The 15,025-nt window shown below is 53.6% G+C and carries 13 protein-coding genes and 1 pseudogene; 11 read left to right on the forward strand and 3 right to left on the reverse strand.

All coding sequences use genetic code 11. From position 1 onward, the window contains the following. Positions 1 to 837: 837 nt before the first annotated feature. From G7066_RS08755 to G7066_RS08765, 3 genes are all read right to left on the reverse strand, one after another. A complete protein-coding gene (locus G7066_RS08755) occupies positions 838 to 3,111 on the reverse strand; it encodes a heavy metal translocating P-type ATPase (protein WP_166330506.1) in 2,274 nt (757 codons plus the stop codon). 68 nt (positions 3,112 to 3,179) lie between these two features. Further along, positions 3,180 to 4,061 (reverse strand): heavy-metal-associated domain-containing protein, encoded by an 882-nt coding sequence (locus G7066_RS08760; RefSeq protein WP_244302848.1) that lies wholly within the window; start codon positions 4,059 to 4,061, stop codon positions 3,180 to 3,182. Then, on the reverse strand, positions 4,058 to 4,270 hold the full coding sequence (locus G7066_RS08765) for a heavy-metal-associated domain-containing protein (RefSeq protein ID WP_166330508.1): 213 nt from the start codon (positions 4,268 to 4,270) through the stop codon (positions 4,058 to 4,060). The genes G7066_RS08760 and G7066_RS08765 overlap by 4 nt, the downstream gene beginning before the upstream one ends. 674 nt (positions 4,271 to 4,944) lie before the next feature. On the opposite strand from G7066_RS08765, the gene G7066_RS08770 reads away from it, so the two are divergent. The 11 genes and pseudogenes from G7066_RS08770 to G7066_RS08810 all read left to right on the forward strand — a co-directional run bounded on the left by G7066_RS08770 (position 4,945) and on the right by G7066_RS08810 (position 14,640). After that, complete coding sequence (locus G7066_RS08770) at positions 4,945 to 5,310, forward strand: carboxymuconolactone decarboxylase family protein (protein WP_244302849.1); 366 nt, start codon at positions 4,945 to 4,947, stop codon at positions 5,308 to 5,310. A gap of 59 nt (positions 5,311 to 5,369) precedes the next feature. After that, positions 5,370 to 5,996 carry an MFS transporter gene (locus G7066_RS16090; RefSeq protein ID WP_244302850.1) on the forward strand — a complete coding sequence of 209 codons (627 nt, stop codon included), beginning with the start codon at positions 5,370 to 5,372 and terminating at the stop codon, positions 5,994 to 5,996. Continuing rightward, on the forward strand, positions 5,960 to 6,604 hold the full coding sequence (locus G7066_RS16095; RefSeq protein ID WP_244302851.1) for an MFS transporter: 645 nt from the start codon (positions 5,960 to 5,962) through the stop codon (positions 6,602 to 6,604). Before G7066_RS16090 ends, G7066_RS16095 begins: the two co-directional genes overlap by 37 nt. A gap of 164 nt (positions 6,605 to 6,768) precedes the next feature. Further along, positions 6,769 to 8,187, forward strand: coding sequence for an MFS transporter (locus G7066_RS08780; protein ID WP_166330510.1), 1,419 nt, complete (start codon positions 6,769 to 6,771; stop codon positions 8,185 to 8,187). A 329-nt stretch (positions 8,188 to 8,516) separates the two neighbouring features. Next, positions 8,517 to 8,870, forward strand: coding sequence for a hypothetical protein (locus G7066_RS17875; protein ID WP_425280768.1), 354 nt, complete (start codon positions 8,517 to 8,519; stop codon positions 8,868 to 8,870). A 491-nt stretch (positions 8,871 to 9,361) separates the two neighbouring features. Then, complete coding sequence (locus tag G7066_RS08790; protein WP_244302853.1) at positions 9,362 to 10,153, forward strand: M23 family metallopeptidase; 792 nt, start codon at positions 9,362 to 9,364, stop codon at positions 10,151 to 10,153. Positions 10,154 to 10,286: 133 nt separating this feature from the next. Continuing rightward, positions 10,287 to 10,685 (forward strand): DUF6153 family protein, encoded by a 399-nt coding sequence (locus G7066_RS17880; RefSeq protein ID WP_425280769.1) that lies wholly within the window; start codon positions 10,287 to 10,289, stop codon positions 10,683 to 10,685. Between the two features lie 397 nt (positions 10,686 to 11,082). Next, positions 11,083 to 12,577: pseudogene (locus G7066_RS08795) on the forward strand (multicopper oxidase family protein). A 66-nt stretch (positions 12,578 to 12,643) separates the two neighbouring features. Next, positions 12,644 to 13,273 (forward strand): CueP family metal-binding protein, encoded by a 630-nt coding sequence (locus G7066_RS08800; protein WP_166330514.1) that lies wholly within the window; start codon positions 12,644 to 12,646, stop codon positions 13,271 to 13,273. Between the two features lie 164 nt (positions 13,274 to 13,437). Beyond that, entirely contained in the window at positions 13,438 to 13,932 is a 495-nt protein-coding gene (locus tag G7066_RS08805) for a DUF6153 family protein (RefSeq protein WP_166330517.1), read from the forward strand. Positions 13,933 to 14,034: 102 nt separating this feature from the next. Further along, positions 14,035 to 14,640 (forward strand): DUF305 domain-containing protein, encoded by a 606-nt coding sequence (locus G7066_RS08810; protein ID WP_166330519.1) that lies wholly within the window; start codon positions 14,035 to 14,037, stop codon positions 14,638 to 14,640. The last annotated feature ends 385 nt before the right edge of the window (positions 14,641 to 15,025 follow it).

Below are 15,025 nucleotides of genomic sequence, written 5' to 3' on the forward strand. Positions count from 1 at the left end.
TATATCGTTGCAGCATGTGGGCTGCGTGGCAGATATGCACCCGAATCGTCCCCCAGTCTCAGATCCCAAAGAGCGGCTTGTGCAGCATGAGCGCCCTGGGCAGCTGCCTCATTCCAACGGTCGATTGGTCAAGTTCCAAAAGCGTCATATGGCCAAGCCCGCCGGAATATTGATTACTGAAATCACCGTCCGACCGAAATAAGTGGAACTTTTTGAGAGGTGAAAGGCAGCGATTTTTTCTGCGATAGGTCTCCCGAATGCAGAGACTCCTGGCATAGAACTCCGACTGATGATTGCGACAGAGTAGTGTGTCGAATCCAACTCGGGTACCAGACGCCAGGTGCACTTCGTTTGTATCCGGAGTGATTTACTCTGCCGTATCTGCGATGATGTTGCACCCCGGCAGGGAAGCCTCATATCCTCTACCGGGGTCGAACCGAATGCGATGCTTTTACACCAGAAGGTTCGAAATTCACTGGTAACAATCTTTCGATAGAGGACGATAGATTTTGCCGAGCTAGATCATATTTGCCGCGTATTTCGCCGGGTCAGAATCGAATGTTGGACCGCAACCTGCGCAGCAAAAGTAGTACCGTTGATCTTCATAATCTCGAAAGAGACCCCTCGATACGGCTGCCGCTTTGCTGACAGGGGAACCGACCATCACTGGGCAGCTCGTCGTATCGTCGTTCGTGCCGGTGAGCAAGTTTTCTCGGCCTTGGCTTGCATCAACAGGATCTGCTGAGTTTGTGTTGCAACAGCTTGATGTCACCTGATCGCTAGTAGTCATGTTTATGAGTTTCCTTTCGTTGCTGATAGTGAATGTGATTCGAGAAGCTACTTTTTAATAACGCTCTTGAAACCTCGCAAGCGAAGGCTGTTGCCGACAACGAAGACGCTTGAGAACGCCATCGCCGCTCCCGCCAGCATCGGGTTGAGCAGTCCGAGCGCTGCAATGGGGATCGCCGCTACGTTATAAGCAAATGCCCAGAACAGGTTTCCTTTGATCGTGGCGAGAGTTTTTCTTGAGAGTCTTATCGCATCAACCGCCGCGAGAAGGTCACCTCGAACAAGGGTGATGTCGGATGCTTCGATTGCAACGTCAGTTCCGGTACCCATCGCGAGCCCGAGGTCAGCTTGCGCAAGCGCAGGAGCATCATTCACACCGTCACCGACCATCGCGACGATTTTGCCCTCGTTCTGTAACCGCGTGACCACATCAACCTTCTCTTGAGGCAACACCTCGGCGATGACCTGGTCAATGCCAACTTCAGCGGCTATTCGCCGCGCGACGGCTTCGTTGTCTCCGGTCAGTAATACCGGGGTCAGCCCTAAAGCCCGGAAACCCTCAATTGCCGCAGCACTTGTTGCTTTGACCGTGTCAGCGACAACAAGAATGCCGCGCGCAGCACCATCCCAACCAACTGCTACGACCGTTTTTCCATCGTTTTCGAGTGCAGCTTTCGCTGCGGATACCTCAGAACTCAGGTGTTGTGACCAGTCAGCAAGCAACGACTCACGGCCCACCAACACCGCGCGTCCGTCGACAATACCTTGGACTCCCTTGCCTTCAATGTTCTGGAATCCCTCGGGAATCGCTAACGTTCCGACTTCCTGAGTGGCTCCCTTAGCGATTGCCTGCGCAATCGGATGCTCGGAGGCATCCTCTAAAGCACCAGCAAGTGCGAGAACTTCCGCACGGTCAACCCCCGGCTCGGTAATCACGTCAACAAGAGTCATCTTGCCGCTCGTAACGGTTCCCGTCTTGTCGAGAACTACAGTATCGACCTTGCGGGTCGATTCAAGGACTTCGGGGCCCTTGATCAAGATCCCGAGCTGTGCTCCTCTGCCGGTGCCGACGAGCAACGCGGTTGGAGTCGCGAGGCCGAGCGCACATGGACAAGCGATCACGAGCACTGCGACTGTGGCGGTAAACGCGGCAGAGACGGGGAACCCAGCGCCTAACCAGGCCCCAAGCACGATGACCGCGAAAACGATCACAATTGGCACAAATACTCCCGAAATACGATCTGCGAGCCGTTGTACTTCAGCCTTGCCGGTCTGTGCGTCTTCAACGAGCCGCGCCATTTGTGCGAGTTGTGTATCTGAGCCGATACGGATGGCACGTACCACGAGTCTTCCGCCAGCGTTTACGGTAGCACCGGTCACGGGGTCACCCACGCCCACTTCAACGGGTACCGATTCACCGGTAAGCATCGACGCATCAACGGCAGACGACCCTGAAACAACAGTGCCATCGGTGGCGATTTTTTCGCCAGGGCGCACAACAAATTCATCCCCAACTTTCAGCTCGTCGATGCCAATTTTCACCTCCGCCCCGTCACGAAGCACAGACACCTCTTTGGCACCCATCTCAAGCAAAGCGCGTAGTGCAGCCCCGGCTTGCCGCTTCGATTTCTTCTCAAAGTAGCGTCCTGCAAGAATAAACATTGTGACCCCGGCCGCGACCTCGAGGTAAATATTTGCGGCACCGTCTGAGGGTGCGAGGGTGAGCTCGAAGGGATGCACCATGCCGGGAGTGCCCGCGCTGCCAAAGAACAATGCATACAGTGACCACAGAAAAGCTGCGGTGGTACCCATCGAGATGAGGGTATCCATCGTTGCGGTACCGTGTTTCAGGTTAGCCCAGGCGGCCCGGTGAAATGGCCATGCAGCCCACACGATCACGGGAGAGGCAAGCGCAAGTGAGGCCCATTGCCAGTAGGTGAACTGAAGCGCGGGGATCATTGCGAGCAGGATCACGGGCACCGTGAGAATAATCGAGCCGATAAGGCGGTGCCGTAGCGTCGTAAATTCATGATCGGGGCCACTGTCATTCGAGTCGGCAGCACTATTCTTGATGGCCGTACTCAGCGACGGGGGAAGCACGGCACTGTAGCCCGTTTTTTCCACCTCCGCGATTAGGAGAGTGGGATCATAGCCTTCGGGAATCGTGATCTTCGCCTTCTCGGTCGCGTAGTTCACTGTTGCTTCCACATTGTCAAGCTTGTTGAGCTTACGCTCAATACGATTCGCGCACGATGCGCACGTCATACCTCCGATAACTAGTTCAATGCCAGTATTCGCAGAGGAGTTCGCAGATGCACTCATTTTTCTTCCTTTGAATTCATCAGATTGCGTAGTTTATTCATCGTGATTACCGGAACGCTCTGCCTCTACTACGAACAAGGCGGTGTGCACTTTTCCATCAACTTGAAAGTCAAGGAAAAGTTGATAAAGACCGGCGGTAGGCGCTTCGGCCATGAACTGAATCGAGGGCCACCGGTGTCATCCGCCTCAGGAGTCTCACCTTCAGGGTGCACATGCAAGAACGCGAGATCGCCCTGACGTAAAGCAACAAGATGCCCAAATGCGCCAAGGTATGGCTGTAACACAGTTACGGCTTTTCCCGACTCTTCCACTGTAAGCGTCAGTTTGTTTGAGGCCCCGATGGTGAGATCGCCGTCAAGCTTGACGGCGAAGCCTCCAGCCTCAGAGGTACGAACTGGGACTGGCTCGACCGGGACAAAATCGCCTGCCACCTGTACTGTGCTGGTGAGAGTGACCGCAGATGCCCCTGTTGGCGCAAAATCGGCGTACAGTCGGAATGTGCCTGCCTCTATCCAAGACCATGGAACCGCCCAGGTACCAGTACTCTTGTCGAGCTTCGGATGAACGTGGCGAAAGTCGCTGCCATCGGAGCGGACCACGATGAGATGCATACCTTTTTCGTGCGTGGTCGTGTATTCGATGGATGAGCCATCGTGAGTGCTCTCAATACGGAACCGAAGCTCGCCAGGCTCGCCGACAGCTTTTGGCGCTTCGACGTTAGAGAGCATTAAGCCGTTGGCACTGAGAGACAAACCACTGAGGTGAGGCTCCGTTGTAGACGAATTCGTGTTTTGAGTTTCGTGACTGCTGTGGTCTTCCAAGGGTTCGTTCCTTTCTGTCCAGGCGACAGAAGCATCGTCTGGAATGATGATATTTGTGAGCCCGAAGGCGCTAACAAACGCGATGACGAGCCCTACGCCGTAGATAGTGAGGCGTGAGCCTGCGTTCATGAAATCTGCACCGCCGAATAGCCTGCCTCAGCAACCGCTGCGAGCACTTTCGCGTCGATATTTTCCGCATCAGAAGAAACGACAAGTTTGCCGGTCTCGGCGCTCACCTGAATGTCAGTAACGCCAGCGATTTCGCTGACTTCTTCTCGGATTGACATTTCGCAGTGGCTGCAGGTCATACCAGTGACCTGGTAATTACTCGATGACATGTACTTACCCCTTCTTCAATATACCCCTACTAGGTATCCGTATTTGAGAATATACACTCCCCTCCAGACTTTCGCAAGAGATGAGGGAGTTTTCGCCGAGCACCGAGAATTGCGGTCATATTTCACTCAGCACAGTGCGCCAACCCCCACCTCGGCAACCCAGCCCCGGGAATCCTGCAACATCGGAATAAACGATGCCCCAGATGCTCAGGTGACTCAGATGACTCAGGTGACTCAGGTGACTCAGGTGACTCAGGTGCAACAAAGAATTAACCAACTCTTGCCATAAATACCCTACGGGGGTATAGTTCCATGAATGGAAGCGGATTCAGTGTCGAGATTTTTTGCGAACACCAAGTTCACCTGACATGCAGACTCCAGCTCTACACAAAGCTTCGCTGAACACGGAACCACCGAGTTACTTCCACAGACGCCACATACACGCACAGCCGCAACTAGTAACCAGAAAGACAGAACATGAACCCCGAACAGAACGCGCAATCTACCAAACGAAACAACCCCAGATTCACCCGGCTGACTCCAGATACCGCAGTCGGTACATCACGAGAGCTGCTGGCGGATCTGGTATCCCGTCACGGACAGGTCGGCGACATGGTCTCAACAATGTCGCATTCCCCGCTGTCACGAGTGGCTACCTGCAATTGAGCCAAGCCATGAAACGCGCAAAACTGAACCGAGGGATAAGTGAACGCATTTCAATCGCAATCCAAACCGTCCAAGGCTGTGAACTCTGTCTGAACGCTCACACGAACGCAGCTCGTGCAGCAGGGATTAGTCCCGAAGAAATCGACCTCTCACGCACAGGCACCTCAGAAGATCCGAGAATTGCGGCGATCGTTGCAGTCGCCCTCAAGGTCTATCGCGAACCCAGCACAATCACGGATGCAGAAATCGCCGAGTTGCAGATGCTCGGCTACTCCACACGCGAAATTATCGATGTGGTCGGCATCGTCTCGCTGAACATACTCACTGGCGCATTCAATTTACTCGCAGACTTAACCCCCAACCATCATTCGTAGCCGCTACACAACTGTTCTTTATGAGAACGGGGCCAAACGCGCGGATGAGAAAGGCAATCATGAATCTATTCGCAATCCGCGACTATCGCCACCTCCTCGGCGCGCAAATTATCGCGTTGTTCGGCACAGGCCTCACTACCGTCGCCATCGGTCTCTTCGCTTACGAACTTGCTGGACCACAGGCCGGAGTAGTCCTCAGCACCGCTCTTGCAATCAAGATGGTGATGTATGTAATTATCGCTCCAATTGCGGCGGCCTACGCGGGTCGGCTACCTCGACGAACCTTCCTCGTGCTTCTAGATATCGTTCGCGCTGTTGTTGTTCTCGCCCTGCCATTTGTGACCGAGATCTGGCAGATCTACCTGTTGATCGGGCTACTCCAGTCCGCATCTGCGGCCTTCACCCCAACATTCCAAGCGGTTATTCCCGACATCGTGACGAACAAAGACGACTACACCCGGGCGTTATCCGCTTCGCAGGTTGCTTACACCACGGAGAGTCTACTCAGCCCTGTTTTAGCGGCTGTCGCCTTAACCTTCATGACGTTCAACTGGCTATTTGTCGGAACATCAATCGGCTTTGTAATCTCCGCACTCCTAGTGCTGTCGACTCGCATCCCCAACACGCAACCAGACCTCACTATTAGCGTGTGGGAACGAGCATCAGGGGCGTTAAGAGGTTTGTAAAACTGCCACAATTACGTGGCGTTATTGCTTTGAATCTTGTAGTCGCATCAGCAGGTTCAATTGTCATAGTAAATACGGTCAGCTACGTAAGAGACAGGCTCGGAGGCTCGCAAGCCGATGTCGCATGGACGTTAGCCGCATCGGGCGGTGGAACCCTCTTCGCTTCTCTTATCCTCCCTTATCTTCTTCGGAAGTTCAGCGAGCGCTCAGTAATGAGGGCAGGAGCCCTAGTGCTCATTTTCGGCGCATCGGCAGCAGCTGCGTTCTCAGTTTTGACACCCACCACGATAGCCTGGACGGCCGTCGTCTGGGCAGTGATTGGTGGCGGCATGGCATTAGTTGTCACGCCAACAGGTCAGATCCTTCGAGGGGCTGTCGAACCAAAACATATTCCTGAAATCTTCGCCGCCCAATTTTCACTGTCGCATCTTGCTTGGCTGGTCACCTACCCCCTCGCCGGGTTACTTGGAGCAGCCACAGGCTTTACCGTAACGTGGTCCACCCTTGCTTTCCTCGCCGTTTTTGGCACTGTCGCAGCAACACTATTGTGGCCGCGCAACAGTTCACGTGAACCAATAGACACGCCGGTGAAACTACTCGCGCGTTAAAAGGCCACATTCAATAGCCGGAGAACTGGGAGGCCTACAACGCCGCTCATAGCTATAGCACTTCAACGAAAGGCAAGAATATTTGGTCCAAATTCCTATCCCGCTTGTACAACAAAACCGATCACTTAATCGTTCTTTGAACATTTACTCGAATGGAGCACATCATGACATCGTCAAACGCCAGAAACGCTAGTCGGTGGTGGGGTCTTACCCTCATCGCCCTCGCGCAGTTCATGGTCATTATGGACGCATCGATAATCGGAGTTGCACTACCGCAAATGCAATCCGATCTCGGCTTCACACCAAACACTCTTTCTTGGGTATTCAATGCCTATGTAATTACTCTCGGTGGCTTATTGCTACTCGGCGGCCGCTTATCCGATCTTTACGGGCCGAGAAAAATGTTCGCAACCGGTTGGGTGATTCTGGGAATTGGTTCAATCGTCGCTGGTTTCGCCGGGAACGTAACTGTCGAACTCTTGGGCCGTGTATTACAGGGTGCCGGCTCAGCACTGATAGCTCCGGCGGCACTCACGCTACTGATGATGCTATTTGGCTCGAAGCCGAAAGAACTTACGAAGGCCATGGCCTTTTACGGGGCGGCTGCTCCGGCAGGAGGAACTGCCGGAGTATTTCTTGGAGGCATTATCACTGAGTTTGCTTCGTGGCCATGGGTGTTCCTCATTAACGTGCCGATTGCAGTGGTCGTTCTTCTCGTCATGTGGAAGGCTCTGCCCGGCGGCAAGCTCGGCGCACGCGGATCTGTGGATGTGATCGGCGCACTCACAGTGACACTTGGCCTCGCTGCACTCGTGTATGGCATTGTTCGCGCCGAAGTTGTTGGTTGGATCGCCGCAGAAACTTGGATCGCGATCGGTTCCGGCGTTGTCCTGCTCATACTCTTCGTGATTATTCAGCGGATGAAAAGCGAACCGCTCATGCGTCTATCTATCTTCCGCTCGCCGAACCTCGGTGCTGCAAACCTCGCACAAGTGATGCTCGGAGCCGCATGGGTGCCAATGTGGTTTTTCTTAAACCTATACCTCCAGCAGGTACTCGGATTCACGGCATTCCCGGCAGGTGCAGCCTTACTGCCAATGACCATTTTGATCATGATCGGTATGATTGCGTTGGCACCTCGAATCATCGCGAAGTTTGGCCCCAAGATGCCAATTGTGCTGGGACTAACGATTCTGGCTGCCGGACTCGGATGGATGACCTTTATCAGAGCGGATGGAAACTACTGGGTAGATGCCTTTGCACCTTCTCTCGTGGTTGCGTTTGGGCAGGCGCTCGCATTCATTCCATCACTGCAGACTGCAATTTCGTCTGCCCCGCCAGAGGAGGGCGGACTTGCCTCGGGTATTGTAAACACAAGTTACCAAGTTGGTTCAGCAATAGGCCTCGCCATCGTTTCTGCTGTAGCAGCAGGATTCGGTGCAAGCCAGCTTGACGACCATACAGCACTCACCGAGGGATACTCAGCGGCTTTCTTTGGCGCAGGAATTATAGCTTTACTCGGCGCAGTGCTCACTTTGTTCCTCTTCCGAACGAAACCAGCCGAAGCATTGCTGACTCGGTAACGGCGTAGGTATGGGGCAGACACTCTTCTACATTGGGCTCTTTGCAACGCAAATCCGGAGAGTTTGACTCATCACAGTACCCTTCCAGTGACTCGTCCGGACATAAGGTCCGGACGAGTTGGGAAGACCAACCGCACGTTGCCCAACGGTTTCGCGGTACCCCTCTCCCCTTCCAGTGCTTTCACTAACGGACGTGATACAGTAACGAAATGATAACGAGAGGGGACACTGTGCGAGACAAGCTTCGCATTGTCAACAAGACGCTCCCCCTTCGTGGCACCGCAATTTTATTCGCCTTCGTTGTGACGATAATCCTTGGCCTCATCGGCATGCATTCACTTTCAGGAACTTTATCCTCGACCGAATCAGCAGTGAGAACAGTCGCGCAGGCATCTGATTCGCATGCGGTTGCCTCAAGTTCTGCACATGCACAGAACGAGTTTTCTGTCGGATGCACGTCTGATTGCACGCATGACACAGCTCCTGGATCTAGTCATTTAGGAATGGCTGCGTTGTGCGCGCTAGCGATCTTGACTGGGATCGCGATGATACTTCTTCGCCCAGTGCTGTTGAAATTTTTGCGCAGCGCCGCGAAACCCTCCCGCGTTCCCCCTTTGAACGTTCTGAAAACGTTGATCGCACACCCACCATCTTTATGGGCGTTATCAATCTGTCGAACCTGATTCTTCACCGCTAGGAACCCCCGCAGCAGGCTAGGAATCGTTGCATTTTCCACGCCCCCAGTGGTTTCGCAGCGCGGTGTACCAACAAACCTCTCGTTACGCAGAAGAGTACATCATCTTGCATCTGGAGGTTCTGAACCGTCTGATATTTCCGCGACATCAGCTTTCGGTCATTACCGGAACAGTCACGATAGCATCAGCATTCCCTGAGGATTGCTTGCGGACGTATGGTCATCACCGCCACAGTCCAGGGCTTTCAAACTGCCCTTCCCGCGACGACAGCATAGAATTCTCTATCATTTTCGTCGCCACATAACGTTTGCAACTCCTGTAATGCCTCGCTTGGGGTTTCAAGAACAGGACAATAGAAATGAAAGCATGAGCAAGAAAAAGAATCCGCTCAAGAATCCTTTTATCTTCATACCGAGCATTCTCACACTGAGCATCATCGTAGCAATTACGAACTACCACTTCATCGAAGGGATCCATGCGTGACATCTCCTAAAACGTACTCCACACCGCTACCGCCCTTCACCTTCCTGTCACAAGACCCAGTTAGTAGTGGCACAACCAATAACGACGCTGATACGACCGCGACAAGCAGACCGAGACGAAACTCTATTGCCAGCGGCATTGCTGTATTGAGTGTCGTTGGGCTGATCGGAACTTTTGCGCTTCCATCACCTTTCGCTGCGACACCTGGGTCGGCGGCTACTTCAATTCCAGGTCAGGCTTTGGTGGTGGAGACAGATACTTCTATAGGCGTTGATGCACTCAGCTCCATTGGAGTGGTCGAGATTCAGGCTGCCCCCATCCTTCCATCAAAAGTGAACACCGAGCAAGGTACCGTTGACATTAGCCAGCTAGCGGAAACGAAGCTGCGATACCCCTTCGACCAGACGATGTCGCTTACCGATGGCTTTGGTTATCGCACCGAACCAGTCGCACAATTTCACGACGCTCAAGACATTGCCGCAGCAAACGGAACGCCGGTTCGAACTATCGGCGATGGCGTTGTAACCGAAGCAGGCTGGGCTAGCGACGGTTGTGGTTTTGGTCTGAAGGTACAGCACAAGGTGAATGGACAAGGCCTCACCAGTCGCTACTGCCATATGGAGTTAGACTCACACAACTACCGGGTAGGCGACCTCATCAATAGTGGTGACCAGGCAGGACGTGTTGGCAACACAGGCATGTCATTCGGATCTCATCTGCATCTAGCCCTTAGATTAGACGGTGAACCTATAGATCCGCTCCCCTATATTAATTCCAACGCGCAGTAGCGCTAAGCACCGAATGCTCGTATAGGCAATAGCTCACGAGCTTAGATTTGTATCGAATGAGGTGAACGCAAACATGAACCCTGGCTTCATGCAAAGGTTAAGCCCCTCACTGGTGGGTGTCATCCAGTTCATGATGCTCGCGTTAGCGATTCTCGGCTTGTTGGGAATGCATAGCATTAGCAATGCGCCCGATGGTGAAGAGTCACATGCGCAGGATTCGGTGATGCTCACATTCCCAGCACCTGACGGAGAATATTTCGTTACTGACCCACTCGGATCTGATTTAGCAGTGGTTGAGTCCGCTCATTGTGCAAATCCTGGTTGTGGCTCATCGTCGCATGGGCAAACTGGAATGCTGATGATCTGTGTGCTCGCACTCCTATCGGTTGCGATCTTTTTGTCAATTCCTCGGCTACTACCTTGGCTCCAAGGGCTACTCGCGTTGGCCCCAACTCTTTCTGCTTCTTGGGCCACAAAGCTCCCCCCTCCACGACCACCCTCACTCATCTTTCTGTCGATCAGCCGCACTTGATGCGGTATGTTGTCGTCACAAATTTGGTCACGTCTCACGAGTAGCTGGGTAGTTCATAACGTCTCACACGCTCAAATTGACTACTGAGTTTGACCAGAACCAGAGTTCAATCGCACTCGCAGCGTGTGCTCAATCTCAGCACATTTGCTAGGTTCTGCAGGTTGTTTTGTCCCTTTTAGGCGCGCTAAAAACCATGTCGAGCTATTCAAGTTGGTAAGGCAAGGGCAAATTGTATTGACCGCCTATGGCTCAAAGCCCTCTGCGGTGCGCACGAACACGGGTGTCACTGCAGCCTGAACAGCAGAACGACCACCAGACAAACACACTTTGAAGATTATTTAGTCATGGAAAGAAACTCGCTATGAACGCACAGAATCGTTTTGAAATATCAGATTTTATGGGAAAGGGTCTGTCTCGACGACGGCTCTTGGGGCTCGGCGTAGGCGCGCTGGCAACAGTTGCTCTTGCCTCATGTTCAACTGGCCCACGTTGGGTCGAAGCCGCAGGGGCACAGGTCACCGAATCTGAGCGAAACAGAGGAGGTACGGGGAAGGTCACTTCTGTGGATCTCAGGGCAGGAGCGACGACGGTAGATCTCGCTGGAGTCACCGCAACAACCTGGGCATTTGGATCAGTACCTGCACCTGTGATTCGTCTCTCGGCAGGAGACACGCTTCGTGCCAATTTACACAATGGACTACCAGAAGAAACAACTATTCACTGGCACGGGCTCGCACTCAGGAACGATATGGATGGAGTGCCGCCGATCACTCAGCAGGCTGTTAAATCTGGCGAAAGTTTTATGTACGAGTTTGTGACACCAGATCCTGGCACATACTGGTTCCATCCTCATGTGGGCGCCCAGCTTGATCGTGGACTGTATGGTGCCCTCATCGTTGAAGATCCCGCTGAACCAGGAATGTATGACGACGAATGGGTGATTGTTCTCGACGATTGGCTAGACGGTGTCACGGCTACGCCGGATGAAGTATTGTCTGAACTCTCCCGAGGCATGGGAGATATGGACGGCATGGGCGATATGTTCATGCGAATGGGAAACACTCTCATGGGCGCGAACTCGGACCTTCTCGGCGGTGACGCAGGCGACGTGTACTATCCGCATTACCTCATTAATGGCAAGCCTGCCGCTGATCCAGCAGCGTTTGCTGGAAAGCCTGGGCAGCGGATTCGCCTGCGGATCATCAATGCGGGTGGTGATACCGCGTTCCAGTTTGCGATTGGCGGGCACTCTCTCATGGTTACGCACAGTGACGGCTTCCCAGTAGAGCCTGTAGAAGTTGACAGCATCCTGCTCGGTATGGGGGAACGATACGATGCGACAGTGACGCTGCACGACGGAGTGTTCCCCTTATCGCCGAGGCGGTAGGGAAACGAGAACGAGCGTTCGCTGTTGTCCGTACTTCCCAAGGTGCTGCACCATCACCAGATCAAAAGATCACTGAGCTCGCGTCATCTCGCTTAGGCACCGCATCACTTCTCACAGCCACCCCAATGTGAGACTCAAGCAGAGAACACCGGACCGAGAAATAGCCCTGAAGCTCACTGGAAGCATGGAAAAATATGACTGGGGCATTAACGGGAAACAGTTTGATATGGCTGAACCATTACGGGATGCAGAACCGCTGCGCAGTGGAGAACGCGTGCGAGTTAAAGTTTCAAACGCTACCGACATGTGGCATCCGTTTCACCTGCATGGCCACACCTATCAACACGCGCAAGGCGGCCCACGCAAAGATACCTCGATAGTTCTGCCCGGCGAAACCCTTGTCTTTGACTTCGATGCCAACAATCCAGGTCTCTGGGCCGCGCACTGTCACAATATTTATCACGCCGAATCCGGAATGATGATGGCCTTTGGCTACAAGGCATAGACACACCACTTTGCTACAACAGAATTTTTCTCTTACGAACTAGAAACCAAAGGAGCACCTTCTCTTATGAAACACAACAATACTGCGAGGCGTATTTTACAGACAACGCTTCCAACGTTCCTTATTACCGGGACGTTGCTGCTCGCAGGATGTGCGGCCACACCCGCTTCGGAACCCGCCGCGAACTCACGCACAGAAGTAGCCCCCTTAAACAATGAGCTGAGTTCTTTCGGGTTTGCCGATATGAGTTCACGCGACATCATTGAAGAGCTCGAAACGATGGCGGTGAACGATCGAAGCAAAGATCTCAGCGCGTCAATTCAACCCACAGAACTCATTCTGAGCAAGAACGAACAGACCCTTTCACTCCCTCTCCCCGCAGACCAGTTCTATCTCTCCGTTGCTCCCTACGTCACGCAAACTCACGACTGCACATTCCACGTTCCTACCGGGTGCCAGGGAGAACTAGGGAACACTGAGGTATATGTGACCATTACGGATACCGAAAGCGGGAAGACCTACTATTCCGAAGAAACAACCACCTACGACAACGGTTTTATCGGCTACTGGCTTCCACAAGGTGTGAAAGTCAATGTCACTATCGAAGCCAACGGGAAGACCGGCTCTGTGCTCGTTGGCACGGGCGCAGAGAACTCGCCAACCTGCATTACCACGCTACAGCTGAAGCCAGTTTAGCCACCGGTAAAAGCGCGGTCGAGCTCACCCCTCATCGTGAGTTCGACCGACTTCAGGCGACCGACATCTGGGCAGAGAATGCTCATCAAGCACACCCACCCAACTACATCCGCTCCAACAAGATTCAGCTGAACAGTTATTCTTAACGTATGAAGGGAGGACCCATGGAGATGATTCGGCTACCCGCGCAGGCGCATTCGTCGTGGCGTCGAGGCATCGTGCTCTTCGTGATGCTGTCCGCCCTCATTTTCGGGCTGCTCGGGATGCATATTCTCAGCATGTCCCCCTCCCACAACGAACATGAGGCCGCAACATCCGCCACTGTGGTCAAAGAACACCACCGGAGCCCAATCCCAACTGGCCCCGGTTCCTCCCCTGATGTTCTCATGCTGGCCGACGCTGCGACACCGTCAGCGGCCTTTGCCACCGAGGCCTTCTGCGGAGACAACTGCGATACTCCAGCCCCTCACCATTCGACAATCATGGTGGGATGCGTGCTGGCACTACTCGCTGGCGTTCTCATCATCCTCGTTCCGCTTCTGCTGGAGTTTTCTTGGAGCACACTCGTACTGGCGGTCCGTTCCCTGCCACGAATCGGTTCAGTGCTCCTTCGCCCGCATCCTCCGTCTCTTTTTGTTCTTTCGATCAGTCGAACGTGATTCAGAAGTAACTCGGCACTCAACGCCGACACTCAACCGTGCCCTGCTGAGGGCACACGAATCTTGACACCAATTTTGATTGATACGAAAGGACGCATTCTCATGCGTACACGCACACTTGTACTGACTTCGGCCACACTGATAACAACCCTTCTGCTCACGGGATGCGCGCAGAACGATAATTCCGATGGGATGGCGGGCATGGATCACGGCTCCAGTTCCACGTCCTCCCCCACCAACAGCGCGCAGTTCAACGCTACCGACGAGATGTTTGTGACGATGATGATCCCGCATCACGAACAAGCCATCGAAATGGCCGATATGATCCTCGGGAAAGACGGCATCGACAAGCGGGTCGTGGATCTCGCGCAGCAAATCAAGGATGCCCAAGACCCCGAGATCGCCACGATGCAGGGCTGGCTGCAGGACTGGGGTATCTCCGCTGACGACTCGTCAATGGGCGGCATGGATCACGGCGGCGGCATGATGTCGGACGAAAGCATGACTGCATTGGAGTCCGCTACCGGTGTTGAAGCGACACGACTGTTCTTGGAAGGCATGATCGAGCACCACAACGGTGCAATCGACATGGCGCAGCCCGTGATCAAAGGCGGCAAGAACGCTGACGTCATCGAACTCGCACAGCAAGTCATCGACGGACAGAGTGCTGAGATCACCACGATGAACGGTATCCTGGCCAGCCTGTAGCCGGGAGTGCTGTTCTGGGGAGCCTGCGACGCACAAGCAGGCTCCCTGCCGTCTCTTGTTTTTCAAGGTTTTGCAGAGCTGCTGCCTTACGAACTTCCCGTGGAGTCGGCGAAGCCATTTTTCGCTCTGAACGGTGTCTATACTTTTGGATTCGTCTGTCTTCAGAACAGGTTGTGGGGGCAAGCTCCTTCTGCTGCACTAGTAGATGAGTGTTGAGGTGGGTGATGGAACTTTATACCCCGCTACGTGCACGCACACAGACGAGACAACGCGCTTTCGGCCCGGTCGTTTACAACTGTGTGAATGTAGTGTTTGTGCGTGATGGGTCGGCTGTCTTGTTTGGTGATTTCGGCCGCAAATTAGTAACGTCAGGTAGTACAGTACT

The organism is Leucobacter coleopterorum, from assembly GCF_011382985.1.
Lineage (GTDB): Bacteria > Actinomycetota > Actinomycetes > Actinomycetales > Microbacteriaceae > Leucobacter > Leucobacter coleopterorum.